Origin of the sequence: Pseudomonas sp. NCHU5216 (genome assembly GCF_052156495.1) — a bacterium.
Taxonomy (GTDB): domain Bacteria; phylum Pseudomonadota; class Gammaproteobacteria; order Pseudomonadales; family Pseudomonadaceae; genus Aquipseudomonas.
This window is the reverse complement of sequence record NZ_JBQLIX010000018.1, coordinates 83375-96977: the sequence shown is the minus strand read 5'-3', so window position 1 is coordinate 96977 and position 13603 is coordinate 83375. Positions and strand designations below refer to the sequence as shown.

The window sequence follows — 13603 nt, the reverse complement described above, 5'->3', positions numbered from 1 at the left end:
AGCCTTTTTGCCTTCTTTTGTGGCGTTTGACAAAAGAAGGTCGCCGGGGGGCGAAACGGGAGACATCAGCTAAACACCGATAAGCAGCTTGAACACCGAAACCAACACACAAACTTGCCAGTCCGGTCTCAAAACTGACTTTCCCGAGATTCCGCGAAGAACCAAAAACAACGCCCCGACAGAGCGGGGCGTTGTTGGTCATGCAGATATGGTCAGGGCTTCTTCAGACCATAGCTCTCATCGAGCATGCCAGGGCCATCGCTCTTGGGCGCATAGTCCTTGGGCATTTCATAATTCTTCGGCGGGGTCAGTCGCTCGCGCTTCTCACCGCTTTCGGCATTGTTGAGGCTGGCCAGCAGGCGCTGCCGGGTCAGCTCGTCCAGGGCCAGGCGGTTGGCGCCGTCGGACAGGTGTTCCTGCACGTCCTGGTAGCTCTGGGTGAGTTTCTTCACCAGGTTGGCGGTGGTGTTGAAGTGGGTCACCACTTCGCTCTGGTAGGCCTCGAAGCGCGCCTGCATTTCATCCATCTGCCGCTGCGTCCGGCTCGGCGCGGCATTGGGCGCCAGGCGGGCGAGCACAAAGCCCACGGCGATGCCGACCACCAGGGTCAGGGCAGGTATCAACCAGGCTGTAACGGTCTGTTCCACGAGTCCTTCCTCTCAAAACGGCTTTGCTTTACGTTAGCGGCTTGAGCCTGTGCTGTATATGTTTACCGCGCAGGCAGTTTGCTAGACGAGTCGACCCGTTGCGGGGTCACGGAGTTCAGTGTTGCTCAGTCGCGAAACCCCTCTTTTCATTCAAGGCCCCGTGGGCCAACTCGAAGCCCTTCAACTGGAAGTGTCGGACGCCCGAGGCGTGGCGCTGGTTTGCCATCCCAATCCGGTGCAGGGCGGCACCATGCTCAACAAGGTGGTGAGCACGCTGCAGCGTACCGCGCGCGATTGTGGTTATCACACCTTGCGTTTCAATTATCGTGGCGTCGGCGCCAGTGCCGGCAGTCATGACATGGGCACCGGCGAGGTGGACGACGCCGAGGCTGTCGCCGCCTGGCTGCAGGCACAATACCCGAACCTGCCCATCACCTTGCTGGGCTTTTCCTTCGGCGGCTTCGTCGCTGCTGCACTGGGCGCGCGCCTGGAGGCGCAGGGCCGGGTGCCAAGCAAGCTGTTCATGGTCGCCCCCGCCGTGCATCGCCTGACCGCCGAGGCGCCGCCGGCCAGCCAGTGCCCGCTGGTGGTGATCCAGCCCGAAGCGGACGAAGTGGTCGAGCCCCAGGCCGTGTACGACTGGTCGGCCAAGCTCGGGCGTGCCCATGAGCTGCTGAAAGTGGCAGAATGCGGTCACTTCTTTCATGGCAAGCTGACGGATCTGAAGGAACTTCTTCTGCCGCGTCTGTGAGCCTGGCGTAGGGTGCGCCGCGCGCACCTGCATTCGTGGTGCGCATGGCGCACCCTACGACCAACCTGGCATTCGAGGCATTCCGCGAGCCGACCCGCGCGAGCGCCGAAACAGTTCAAGCAAAGCGAATCTGATCATGACCACTCGTATCCTTACCGGCATCACCACCACCGGCACGCCGCACCTGGGCAACTACGCCGGCGCCATTCGCCCGGCCATCGCCGCCAGCCGCGATCCGCAGATGGACTCCTTCTACTTCCTCGCCGACTACCATGCCTTGATCAAGTGCGACGACCCGGCGCGCATCCAGCGTTCGCGCCTGGAAATCGCCGCGACCTGGCTGGCGCTGGGCCTGGATACCGACAGGGCGACCTTCTACCGCCAGTCCGACATCCCCGAGATTCCCGAGCTGTGCTGGCTGCTCACCTGCGTCACCGGCAAGGGCCTGCTCAACCGCGCCCACGCCTACAAGGCCTCGGTGGACAAGAACGTCGAGGCCGGCGAAGACCCGGATGCCGGGGTGACCATGGGCCTGTTCAGCTACCCGGTACTGATGGCGGCGGACATCCTCATGTTCAACGCGCAGAAGGTGCCGGTCGGTCGTGATCAGATCCAGCACGTGGAAATGGCCCGCGATATCGGCCAGCGCTTCAATCACCTGTTCGGCAAGGGCAAGGAATTGTTCGTTCTGCCCGAGGTGGTGATCGAGGAAGAGGTGGCCACGCTGCCTGGTCTCGACGGGCGCAAGATGAGCAAGAGCTACGACAACACCATCCCGCTGTTCGGCACCGCCAAGCAGCTCAAGGATGCCGTGGCGCGCATCGTCACCGACTCCAGGCTGCCGGGCGAGCCCAAGGATGCCGAAGGCTCGCACCTGTTCACCCTGTACCAGGCATTCGCCAGCCAGGCACAGCAGGCCGAATTCCGCGCCGAGCTGGAGGGCGGCCTGGCCTGGGGCGAGGCGAAGAATCGCCTGTACCACCTGCTCGAAGACACGCTGGGCGAGGCGCGCGAGCGCTATAACGCGTTGATCGCCAAGCCGGCAGACCTGGAGGACATCCTCCTCGCCGGTGCCGCCAAGGCACGCAAGATCGCCACGCCATTCCTCGGCGAACTGCGCGAGGCGGTGGGCCTGCGTTCGTTTCGCGAGCAGGTTCAGGTTGCCAGCGGCGAGAAGAAGAAGGTCAGCAAGAGCGCGCGCTTCGTCAGCTTCCGTGATGACGATGGCAGCTTCCGCTTCCGTCTGCTGGATGCCGATGGCGAGCAACTGCTGCTGTCGAAAGCCTTCGCCGATGGCAAGTCTGCAGGTCTGGCCAACAAGCGCATGCAGTCTGGCGAGGCGCTGGACGTACGCGCCGAAGGCCTGGCGTTCTCGGTGTGGATCGATGGCGAAAGCGTGGCGAGCAGCCCCGAGTTCGCCGATGGCCAGGCGCTGGAGGCGGCCATCGTCCGCTTGCGCGAGGCTTTGGCGCTGCAGGAGTGAAGTAGCCCGGATGCAATCCGGGACGAGCGTCGCCAGCATTCCCCGGATTGCATCCGGGCTACGGCTACGATTGCCAATCCACGGGGGCGTCGCTAAAGTGACGCCCCCGTTTTTACTTGCCGGCCGAGAGCCTGTTGAAAGGCTCGCGAGCTAGAGGCATGCAAGGCAGAAACAGGCGAGGAGGCGGAGTGTACTGGTGTACATGAGCACTCCGAGCCTGTTTTTAACGCAGCAGGCCCGACGCGCAGCAGACTTTGAACAGGCTCTAACGAATCATGACTCCCCTCGAGCGTTATCAGGCCGACCTCAAGCGGCCCGACTTCTTCCATGATGCGGCTCAGGAAAATGCCGTCCGCCATTTGCAGCGTCTGTACGACGATCTGATCGCGCGTGACCAGGATAAATCCGGTCTGCTCGGCAAGCTGTTCGGCAAGAAGCCGCAGGGGCCGGTCAAGGGCCTGTACTTCTGGGGTGGCGTGGGGCGTGGCAAGACCTATCTGGTCGACACCTTCTTCGACGCGCTGCCCTTCGAGCAGAAGATGCGCACCCACTTCCACCGCTTCATGAAGCGCGTGCACGAGGAGATGAAGACCCTCAAGGGCGAGAAGAACCCGCTGACCATCATCGGCAAGCGCTTCGCCGACGAGGCGCGGGTGATCTGCTTCGACGAGTTCTTCGTCAGCGACATCACCGACGCGATGATCCTCGCCACCCTGCTCGAAGAACTGTTCAAGAACGGCGTGTCACTGGTGGCCACCTCCAACATCGTGCCAGACGGTCTGTACAAGGACGGTCTGCAGCGCGCGCGGTTCCTGCCGGCCATCGCCCTGCTCAAGCAGCACACCGACATCGTCAACGTCGACAGTGGCGTCGACTACCGCCTGCGCGCGCTGGAGCAGGCCGAGCTGTTCCACTTCCCGCTCGGCCCGCAGGCCGAGGAGAGCTTGCGCAAGAGCTTCCAGAGCCTGCTGCCGGACTGCACCCATATGGTGGAGAACGAGGCACTGATGATCGAGAACCGCGCGATCAATGCCGTGCGCGTGTGCGAGGACGTGGCCTGGTTCGAGTTCCGCGAGCTGTGCGACGGGCCGCGTAGCCAGAACGACTACATCGAGCTGGGCAAGATCTTCCACGCGGTGATCCTGGCCAACGTCGAGCAGATGGGCGTGGCCAAGGAGGATATGGCGCGGCGCTTCATCAACCTGGTGGACGAGTTCTACGACCGCAACGTCAAGCTGATCATCTCTGCCGAGGTGGAGCTCAAGGATCTCTACACCGGCGGTCGCCTGAGCTTCGAGTTCCAGCGTACGCTGAGCCGTCTGCTGGAGATGCAGTCGCACGAGTTCCTCACCCGCCCGCACCGTCCCTGAAGAAAAACGCCCGCACTGTTCAGTGCAGGCGCAGTGCGATCACTGCGGCAGCAAGCTTCGCCCCAGCTCCAGCGCTTGCGCGCCGTGCTGGACGATCAGTTCACCGCCGTAGGTGACGATAAGCAGCGCCACGACCATCACCGTCATCGGCAGAATCCAGCGCTCATAGCGGTAGTAGAAGCTCTTGTCGCGCACCTCCTCGTTGGCGGCGTCTATCTCTGCCTCACCCACCACCTGCCTGGCCAGTAGGTGGTTGAGCGCCACGGGTGGGGACAGGTAGGCCAGCTCCATGGCGGTCAGGGTGATCATCCAGAAATGCACCGGATGAATGCCGTTGGCATAAGCGATCGGGGCGATGGTGGCCGACACCAGGATCACCACGCCAAAGGCGTCCATCACCATGCCGATGAGGAACAGCACGACCATCAGCGCGGTCAGTGCCAGCCAGATGCTCTGGAAGTCATGTGGCATCAGCTCCATGAGGCCGGAGCGTTCGATCACCCCGCCGGTGGACACCGACAGAGCCATCAGCAGGGTCAGCGCGCCGATATGGCCGACGGTGTCGTAGGTCGCTGCGCCCACGGCCTGGGTGAAGTTGCGTTGGCTGTTGCCCTGGTCGTTCTCGACGGCGGTGGGCGCTTCCACCAGCTTTTCGCCGCGCAGCTTGTCGAAGATCAGCACCACCAGCAGGATCACCGGCAGCATCACCGGGGCGGTGAATTCGTTCAGGCGCGTGTCGAGCATGTAGCCGTAGATCCAGATCACCACGATGGCGATGAGCAGGTACGGCGCTACCGGCACCAGGGCGCGAGCCATGGCGGGCACGGCGTCACGCGGGTGGGCGATGTTGATGGGCTGTTGACGCAACACCTGCGAGGCGATGAAGAACAGCGTCGAGGTCAGGGCGAAAACGGCGATGCCCCAGTTGTACAGTTCGGCCGTGGTCACCTGCTTGTTCAGGGCCGCGACCACCACGATCAGCAGGCAGGGGCGCAGCACCACGCCGAGCGAGCCGGACATCGCCGACACCGCCAGGGCAAACTGGCGACGACCGCCTGAGAGCAGCACTTCGCGGTAGATGATGGCCCCGGCGGCGATGACGAAGATACCCGACGCACCGGTATAGGCCGTCGGTACCGCTGCGCCGATCAGCAGGATCCAGGTCAGCAGTTCCGGCGACAGACGCCAGGGACGAACCAGGTCGAGAAAGCGATCGACCACATTGGTCTGCTTGAGCAGCATGCCGGACCAGATGAACAGCGCCAGATTGAGGAAGATGCCCGAGAGCTCGACGAGCTGGCCCAGGTAGATGGCGATGCCGCCATAGTGGCCCTTCATCGAGAACGAGGTGAAGGAGCTGATCGCCATGATGGCGTAGAGCGGCGTGGAGAGCAGCGCCAGCCCCAGGTTGCCGCCTGGTTCGGCATCTGCCGGTGGTTTCAGGAAGTGATAGACGCTGATCAGGAACAGGCAACTGAACAGGGCGATCCACAGGCCGTTGAGATAGGGCTTGCTCAGTGGCAGGTCGGCGTTGATCAGGGTGTTCAGATAGTGGCTGCAGGAAAACACCAGCAAGGCGTTGGCGATGATCATGCCAGCAGACGAAACACGGTGGTCGAGCCGGGTTCTGGCTGGGCGCAGCGAAATATGATGGTGGCGCAGGGTAGTGGTGATACCGGCGATGGAAATGAGCAACAGCAGAAGCAGCGCGCGATTGTCGGTGCCGAAGCGAAAGATGCCGAAGAACGACGTTTCCAGGCCCCGGTACAGCTTCAGCTCGGGGGTGATGTGGGCGACGACGGCGCCGTACATCTCGTGGCGTTGGGCACAGAGCTGAGCGGCGCGCTGCAAGGCGCTGCGCTGCGCTTGCGGATCGACCTGAGTATCACCGAACAGGTCGTCGATATCGCTGCTGGCCTGGGCGGGTTGCTTGGCCATCAGGGCATCGATGTCGGGGTTGGGGTCGCAGGTCGGTGCCACCGGGTCGGCGCGCAGCATGAAGTACTGCACGCCGGCAGCCGGATCACCGAACAGGCGCTCACCCATGCGCAATAGTTGGCCATGAAGCATTTCCCCGGTGCCGATGACCAGGGTGAGGGTCAGCAGGAGGAACACCGGCAGCGTGGAAAACCACCGGCCAAGCCGGGTGCGCTCCAGAGGCTGGGGCGGTGCAGGTTGGTCATGGCTGGTCATGGTCGAGGCAATGGACATGGCGGGCTCTACGGTCAAGGCGGAGTGGGGGCGTGCACGCCCCCGTTTCGTTGTTCTTATGCGAGCTTATTCGAGGTTCTGCGCACACTCGGCGTCGGCCGGATTGAGCTGGCAGCGCACGCGCTTCATCACGGCCATCATGCGCTTGTCATAGATGCCTTCGTCGGTCAGCGAAATACGCGCTTCACGCAGCATCACGGTGTACTTCTCCATGTCCTCGGGCGGGATGTCGATCCAGTAGCGGTTGTCGATCTCGCTTTCCGACTGCTTGACGATACTCATGGCGCGGTCGTACTGGCCGAGGGCATATTCGCGGGACTTCTGCCCGAAACCCTCGGGGAAGCGATCCGGGCGGATGACCAACTGGTAGGTCAGTTGCAATACCGGGAAGCGCGCTACACCGCCGCGTTCACCCATGCCCTTCTGCAGCTCCAGCGGTTTGTAGGCGGCCGCCGGTGCGCCGACCACATCCACCGAGCCGTTGTTGAACTTGCCGGCGAAGTTGGTCACGTCGGAGGCGACTGGCTGGGCGCCGATGCGCTGCACCATCTTCGCCTGGGCATTGTCGTAGTCCATGATCGCGAACTTCTTGCCCGACAGTTTGCTGATGTTGTCGATGGTGCGGTCGTTGACGAACAGGTAGGCCGCGCCCATGGGGACGATGCCCGCCACTTCGTAGGGGCCGTTGATCATGAACTTGCTGGCCTTGGGCGCGCTCAGGGTGGTGATCACCGTCTTCAGTGCCGCGTAGCTGGGCAGGGCGCCCAGGGCCTCCAGGCTGCCGGTGAACTTGTTGAACTGGCGGGCGCGCAGGCCCATGATCATCACGCCGTCGCATTGCCCGGCCTTGAAGTCCTCTGCAGCGATCTTCTCGTCGGTATAGGGCTTGAGCTCGATGCTGGCGCCGAAATTATTGGCCGCTAGCTGGTAGTCCTTCATGATGCTGTAGATATCGCCCTGGGCACCGAGGATGTCGAACACGCAGATCTTCTGAGCGAAGGCCTGCGGGGCGGCGCCCAGCGCCAGGCTGAACAGGGCGGGGGCGACTAGGTTGGCAAACTTCATGGCAGATACTCCGGGTCATGCCGCTGAGGCGGATGGCTTGTGACGACCTGCCTCAGAGCAGGTCGTCGATCTCGATGCCGGTATCGACCGGCTGCTTCTCATCCCAGAAACGCAGCAGGCCACCGATCGGCGTGCGGGTGCCGGTATTGGCCGTCCAGTAGCGATCGGCATTGTTCATGACGATGCTGCTGCTGATGGCGTCGACCTGGGCATAGGTCTGGTCCAGCTTGAAGCTGCTGCCCGGCGCTTCGGTGGCGCCGAAGGCGCGCAGAACGGTGCGCAGGTGTTGTTCATCGTTCTTCGCCGTGGCGGAGATCGCATACAGTGCGTGAGCCAGGCGCACACCATGGCGCTCGGCGATCTGCCGCGACTGTTCCATTACCTGCCAGGGATCCTGCCCATCGCCGCTGCCCGGCAGCATGTTCCAGACCAGGGCACGGGCTGCCATCGGCGCACCCCACCACTTCTCGTTGTCCAGGCAGGTCATGGCGCGTTCGGTCTTGGCCGCGATGTCCTTGGGCACACCGACGGCGTTCTGCGAGTTGATGTCGTTCTGGATGGCCTGCAGCCCCTGAATCAGGCCGAGCAGGTAGATCAGCTCGTCGATGTCCTTGTCGAAGGCCGGGCAGCCGGCGCCGACTTTGATGTCGAAGCGCTGCTCGTAATAGCGGACGAAGTTCTGATAGGACTGGTACTGGCGCCGTGCTGCCAGTTCGGCATAGCGCTTCTGGGTGATGCGTGCGTCCTGCGCTTCTTCGACCTGCTTGCTGCGCGAGGCGCGCAGGTAGCGCAGTTCCTGCTCGAAGGCGGTCTGCTCGGCACAGCTACCGGCGGTGAGGTAGAGCAGGGTGAGCAGTTGATGGTTGTCTGCCCCCAGGCCGCTGGTGGCCTGGATCAGGGGGGCGACTGCCGCGCCGGAATAACAGGCCATGTCGGCATCATGACTTTCCAGCATGGGGCCGACCAGATTGTTCTCCACGAAGCGCAACGATTGGTTGGCACCAAAACGTTTGATCGGGGTACAGGCTGTCAGTAGCACCAGGGATACGAGGGCACCCAGGCGCAGCGCACGAGAAACTCCCATGACACTCTCCTTCTTTATTGTTGTTGTGAGCGCGCATCCAAGCGCACGGTCGCATGTGTCTACCACGCGGCAGCGGGCGACTTACGGCAATCACTCTACTGGTAGCGGGTTGGGCTGATACCCAATCTTCTGGTGGGTGTGGCTTGTCGGTAGACAGGCTGTCTAGTCGCAGGCGTTACCGCGCCGAACGAGTGCGGCGAGATGGGCTGCCGCGCTGCTCTTCACGGTTGCTGCTGGAACTGTCGGCGATAGTGGTTGGGAGACAGCCCGGTGTGTTGGCGGAACAGGCGGGCGAAGAAGCTGGCATCGTCGTAACCGATCTCGTAGCTGACGGTCTTGATGCTCTTGCGGCTGGAGGACAGCAGGCTCTTGGCCGTTTCGATGCGCAGCCGCTGCAGGTAATGCAGGGGCTTGTCGCCGGTGGCAGCCTGGAAGCGGCGCATGAAATTGCGGATGCTCATGCCGTGCTCACGAGCCACGTCCTCGAAACGGAACTTGTCGGCGTAGTGTTCTTCCAGCCAGTGCTGGATCTGCAATACGGCGACGTCCTGATGCAGCTTCTGACCGCCGAAACCGATGCGCCCCGGCGTGTAGCTGCGCTGCACCTCGTAGAGGATGTCGCGGGCCACGCCTTGCGCCACGCTGACGCCGCAAAAGCGTTCGATCAGATAGATGTACAGGTCGCAGGCCGAGGTGGCGCCGCTGGCGCAGTAGAGGTTGTCGGCATCGGACAGATGCTTGTCCCGATTCAGTTGCACCTTCGGGAAGCGTTCGGCGAACTCGCCGAAGAACCGCCAGTAGGTGGCCGCTTCCTTGCCGTCGAGCAGGCCGGCCTCGGCCATCCAGAATACCCCTGTGGCCTCGCCACAGATCGCCGTGCCGGCCGCATGCTGGCGCCTGAGCCAGTCCAATACCTGGGGATAACGCTGACGCAGGGCGTCGAAGTCGTCCCAGAAAGCCGGCAGGATGATCACATCGCAACTCTCCAGGCCACCGTCCACAGGCACCTGAACCTTGCTGAAACTGTTCATGGGCTGGGCGTCCGGGCTGACCAGGCGGATCTCGAAGGGCGGTTCAAAGCCCAGGCCTTGCTGCCTGGCGTAGCGGATGCCGGCCATGTGGAAGAAGTCCTTGGCCTGCATCATGGCCGACGCGAAGACACCGTCGGTGGCGAGAATGCTGACACGGCGCAAGGTCGCGTGGGGGGCTTGGGTAACCATGTTTTTTGTTCTTGTTGAAGGCTAAGTGGTCATGCACTGGCTGGATCGTCTTATTTTTTGGCGCATGTGTCCAGTGTGACCAAGCGTTTGCTTGGCTAAAGTCGAGCAACTCTTCACTGCCCCGGACTTCAGGTAGCGCCATGATTCCCAGAACGATATTCAGCTCCGACCATGAACTGTTCCGCGACAGCGTGCGCAAGTTTCTCGAGCGCGAAGCCGTGCCTTATCACTCACAGTGGGAGAAGGACGGCCATGTCGATCGAAGCCTGTGGAACAAGGCGGGCGAGGCTGGCCTGCTCTGCTCACACCTTCCCGAGGAATACGGCGGCATGGCCGCGGATTTTCTCTACAGCGCCGTGGTGATCGAGGAGATCGGTCGTCTGGGTCTGACCGGCATCGGCTTCTCCCTGCACTCGGACATCGTCGCGCCCTACATCCTGCATTACGGCAGCGAGGCGCTGAAGCAGCACTACCTGCCCAAGCTGGTGAGCGGCGAGATGGTTACCGCCATCGCCATGACCGAGCCGGGGGCTGGCTCCGACCTGCAGGGCGTGAAGACCAGCGCGGTGCTCGATGGTGACGAGTACGTGATCAACGGCTCGAAGACCTTCATCACCAATGGCTGGCTGGCCGACCTGGTGATAGTCGTGGCCAAGACCGATCCCAAGGCCGGCGCCAAGGGCACCAGCCTGTTTCTGGTCGAGGCCAGCACGCCGGGCTTTTCCAAGGGCAAGCGCCTGGAGAAGGTGGGCATGAAGGCGCAGGACACCTCGGAGCTGTTCTTCCAGGACGTGCGTGTGCCCAAGGAGAATCTGCTCGGCCAGGCGGGCATGGGCTTCGCCTACCTGATGCAGGAGTTGCCGCAGGAACGCCTGACCGTGGGGGTCGGCGCGCTGGCATCGGCCGAGGCAGCGCTGCAATGGACACTGGACTACACCCGCGAACGCAAGGCGTTCGGCAAGGCGGTGGCGGATTTCCAGAACACCCGCTTCAAGCTGGCCGAGATGGCCACCGAGCTTCAGGTTGGCCGGGTATTCATCGACCGCTGCCTGGAGTTGCACCTTGAGGGCAAGCTCGACGTACCCACAGCGGCGATGCTCAAGTACTGGAGCACCGATCTGCAATGCAAGGTACTCGACGAATGCGTGCAACTGCATGGTGGCTACGGCTTCATGTGGGAATATCCAGTGGCGCGCGCCTGGGCCGATGCGCGGGTGCAACGCATCTACGCCGGCACCAACGAGATCATGAAGGAAATCATCGCTCGTTCGTTGGTGTAACCGCAGCTACAAGCCTCAAGCGGCAAGCTCCAAGGAAAAGCATGTGCAGGCGGGAGTTTCCACCTGCACACTAGCTCTTTGCAGCTTGCAGCTTGCAGCTTGCAGCTTGCAGCTTGTTTTTATGGCGCCGGGTTGGGTTGCCCCTTATGAATCGCCTCGATGCCGGCGAGCACTTCATCGGAGAGCTTCAGCTCGGCGCTGGCCAGGTTGCTGTCCAGTTGCTCCAGGCTGGTGGCACCGATGATGTTGCTGGTGACGAAGGGTTGTGCGGTGACGAAGGCCAGTGCCATCTGCGCCGGATCCAGCCCGTGCTCGCGGGCCAGGGCCACGTAGCGCGAGCAGGCCGCCTCCGCCTGCGGGTTGGTGTAGCGGGCGAAGCGGCTGAACAGGCTGATGCGTGCACCGGCGGGGCGTGCGCCACCTTCGTACTTGCCACTGAGCATGCCGAAGGCTAGCGGTGAATAGGCCAGCAAGCCGCACTGTTCGCGAATCGCCACCTCGGCCAGGCCTACCTCGAAACTGCGATTGAGCAGGTTGTAGGGGTTCTGGATCGACACCGCACGCGGCCAGCCACGGCTCTCGGCCAGTTGCAGGAACTTCATGGTGCCCCAGGGCGTTTCGTTGGACAGGCCGATATGGCGGATCTTGCCTGCCTTGATCTGCTCGTCGAGCACTTCCAGGGTTTCTTCCAGCGGGGTGAAGTCGGCGTCCCGGTGCGTGTAGCCGAGCTGGCCGAAGAAGTTGGTGGGGCGCTCCGGCCAATGCAACTGGTAGAGGTCGATCCAGTCGGTCTGCAGGCGTTTCAGGCTGGCGTCCAGCGCCGCGACTATGTGCTGGCGATTGAATTTGAGCTGGCCGTCGCGAATATGCGTGATGCCGTTGCCGGGGCCGGCGATCTTGCTGGCCAGGATCCAGTCGGCGCGGTCGCCACGCTGCTTGAAGTAGCTGCCGATGATCTGCTCGGTCTTGCTGTAGGTCTCGGCGCGCGGTGGCACCGGGTACATCTCGGCGGTGTCGATGAAATTGACGCCACAGGCCTTGGCGCGTTCGATCTGCGCATGGCCCTCGGCTTCGCTGTTCTGCTCACCCCAAGTCATGGTGCCCAGGCAGATGGCGCTGACCTTGAGGTCGGTGCGGCCGAGCTGACGATATTGCATGGCGATCTCCTCGTTTTTTGCTCGCGGAAAAAAGGATGCATCAAAGCAGGTTGCTATTTTCGCTGCAATCGGCATAATTCCGCGGCTCTCGACGCGGGAACGCCTAGCTCGCCGACAGAGAAGGTGGGGATGCCTAGCCCACCGAACCCCCTGCCGTGGCGGACGCGCTGACCCGAGCCCCCGATAGCGTCTGTTTCCGGCTGTCTTTGACTTGTCAAAGCAAGCACCATTCAGTAAGATCCGCCGTCTTATTTTCAGGGCGGCCCCTGAGGCTATAGCGAATGAAGACTTTTACTGCAAAACCGGAAACTGTTAAGCGCGACTGGTACGTCGTCGACGCTGCAGGTCAGACCCTGGGTCGTCTGGCCACCGAAATCGCCAGCCGTCTGCGCGGCAAGCACAAGCCCGAGTACACCCCGCACGTTGATACCGGCGACTATATCGTCGTGATCAACGCCGAGCAGGTTCGTGTGACCGGCGCCAAAGCGAGCGACAAGAAGTACTACTCCCACTCCGGTTTCCCGGGCGGCATCAAAGAGATCAACTTCGAGAAGTTGATCGCTCGTGCCCCTGAGCGTGTGATCGAGACCGCGGTCAAAGGCATGCTGCCGAAGAACCCGCTGGGTCGCGACATGTACCGCAAGCTGAAGGTGTACAAGGGTGCCGCTCACCCGCACACCGCTCAGCAGCCCCAAGAACTGAAGATTTAACGGAATAGTTCACTATGTCGGCGACTCAAAATTACGGCACTGGCCGTCGCAAGACTGCAACCGCACGCGTTTTCCTGCGTCCGGGTACTGGCAACATCTCCATCAACAACCGCAGCCTGGATACCTTCTTCGGCCGCGAGACCGCTCGCATGGTCGTGCGTCAGCCGCTGGAGCTGACCGAGACCGTCGAGAAGTTCGACATCTTCGTCACCGTTGCCGGTGGTGGTGTCAGCGGTCAAGCTGGTGCGATCCGTCACGGTATCACCCGCGCGCTGATCGAGTACGACGAGACCCTGCGCAGCCCGCTGCGTAAAGCCGGTTACGTCACTCGTGACGCCCGTGAAGTCGAGCGTAAGAAAGTCGGTCTGCGCAAAGCGCGTAAGCGTCCGCAGTACTCCAAGCGTTAATCGCGACTACGCTTGTCAAAGCGCCCAGTTTCCTTACGGAGCTGGGCGTTTTTTATGGGGCTGGAAAAATCCTGCGACAACGTGCCGCATATGCGCAGGCCGCGCCCGACAAGGCTTTCGCTGGCCTAGTGCTAGGTAATTACCTTGTCAGAAAAGGGGCTTTTCTTTACCATTTGGCGAATTTTTTGCGCGGCCCGATTTTTACTTAGTAGAGGCCT

General features: G+C 62.3%; 13 protein-coding genes. 6 read left to right on the top strand and 7 right to left on the bottom strand.

Going from position 1 to position 13603, the window contains the following annotated elements:
• Positions 1 to 202: hypothetical protein (locus ACSVIK_RS14550; RefSeq protein WP_442444987.1), on the bottom strand; the 202-nt coding region annotated here is incomplete at its 3' end.
• A 10-nt stretch (positions 203 to 212) separates the two neighbouring features.
• Complete coding sequence (locus ACSVIK_RS14545) at positions 213 to 647, bottom strand: YhcB family protein (RefSeq protein ID WP_442444986.1); 435 nt, start codon at positions 645 to 647, stop codon at positions 213 to 215.
• A gap of 121 nt (positions 648 to 768) precedes the next feature.
• On the opposite strand from ACSVIK_RS14545, the gene ACSVIK_RS14540 reads away from it, so the two are divergent.
• The 3 genes from ACSVIK_RS14540 to zapE all read left to right on the top strand — a co-directional run bounded on the left by ACSVIK_RS14540 (position 769) and on the right by zapE (position 4251).
• The gene (locus ACSVIK_RS14540) at positions 769 to 1398 is read left to right on the top strand and encodes an alpha/beta hydrolase (protein ID WP_442444985.1); all 630 of its coding nucleotides are present in this window, start codon (positions 769 to 771) and stop codon (positions 1396 to 1398) included.
• 136 nt (positions 1399 to 1534) lie between these two features.
• Positions 1535 to 2881, top strand: a complete 1347-nt coding sequence (locus tag ACSVIK_RS14535; protein WP_442444984.1) for a tryptophan--tRNA ligase — start codon at positions 1535 to 1537, stop codon at positions 2879 to 2881.
• A gap of 275 nt (positions 2882 to 3156) precedes the next feature.
• Positions 3157 to 4251, top strand: a complete 1095-nt coding sequence (zapE, locus tag ACSVIK_RS14530; protein WP_442444983.1) for a cell division protein ZapE — start codon at positions 3157 to 3159, stop codon at positions 4249 to 4251.
• Positions 4252 to 4290: 39 nt separating this feature from the next.
• Here the strand turns inward: zapE and ACSVIK_RS14525 are convergent, their stop codons facing one another.
• The 4 genes from ACSVIK_RS14525 to ACSVIK_RS14510 all read right to left on the bottom strand — a co-directional run bounded on the left by ACSVIK_RS14525 (position 4291) and on the right by ACSVIK_RS14510 (position 9756).
• Positions 4291 to 6462 carry a TRAP transporter large permease subunit gene (locus tag ACSVIK_RS14525; protein ID WP_442444982.1) on the bottom strand — a complete coding sequence of 724 codons (2172 nt, stop codon included), beginning with the start codon at positions 6460 to 6462 and terminating at the stop codon, positions 4291 to 4293.
• A gap of 66 nt (positions 6463 to 6528) precedes the next feature.
• A complete protein-coding gene (locus ACSVIK_RS14520; protein ID WP_442444981.1) occupies positions 6529 to 7527 on the bottom strand; it encodes a putative solute-binding protein in 999 nt (332 codons plus the stop codon).
• A 52-nt stretch (positions 7528 to 7579) separates the two neighbouring features.
• Complete coding sequence (locus ACSVIK_RS14515; RefSeq protein ID WP_442444980.1) at positions 7580 to 8611, bottom strand: hypothetical protein; 1032 nt, start codon at positions 8609 to 8611, stop codon at positions 7580 to 7582.
• A gap of 221 nt (positions 8612 to 8832) precedes the next feature.
• The gene (locus ACSVIK_RS14510; protein ID WP_442444989.1) at positions 8833 to 9756 is read right to left on the bottom strand and encodes a GlxA family transcriptional regulator; all 924 of its coding nucleotides are present in this window, start codon (positions 9754 to 9756) and stop codon (positions 8833 to 8835) included.
• 215 nt (positions 9757 to 9971) lie between these two features.
• Between ACSVIK_RS14510 and ACSVIK_RS14505 the strand changes: the two genes are divergently transcribed.
• Entirely contained in the window at positions 9972 to 11111 is a 1140-nt protein-coding gene (locus ACSVIK_RS14505) for an acyl-CoA dehydrogenase family protein (protein ID WP_442444979.1), read from the top strand.
• Positions 11112 to 11230: 119 nt separating this feature from the next.
• Here the strand turns inward: ACSVIK_RS14505 and ACSVIK_RS14500 are convergent, their stop codons facing one another.
• Positions 11231 to 12268, bottom strand: a complete 1038-nt coding sequence (locus ACSVIK_RS14500) for an NADP(H)-dependent aldo-keto reductase (RefSeq protein WP_442444978.1) — start codon at positions 12266 to 12268, stop codon at positions 11231 to 11233.
• Positions 12269 to 12549: 281 nt separating this feature from the next.
• Here ACSVIK_RS14500 and rplM point away from each other — a divergent pair, with 281 nt between their 5' ends.
• Both rplM and rpsI read left to right on the top strand, forming a co-directional pair.
• Complete coding sequence (rplM, locus tag ACSVIK_RS14495) at positions 12550 to 12978, top strand: 50S ribosomal protein L13 (RefSeq protein WP_268178934.1); 429 nt, start codon at positions 12550 to 12552, stop codon at positions 12976 to 12978.
• A 14-nt stretch (positions 12979 to 12992) separates the two neighbouring features.
• A complete protein-coding gene (gene rpsI / locus ACSVIK_RS14490; RefSeq protein WP_013714129.1) occupies positions 12993 to 13385 on the top strand; it encodes a 30S ribosomal protein S9 in 393 nt (130 codons plus the stop codon).
• Positions 13386 to 13603 lie beyond the last annotated feature (218 nt).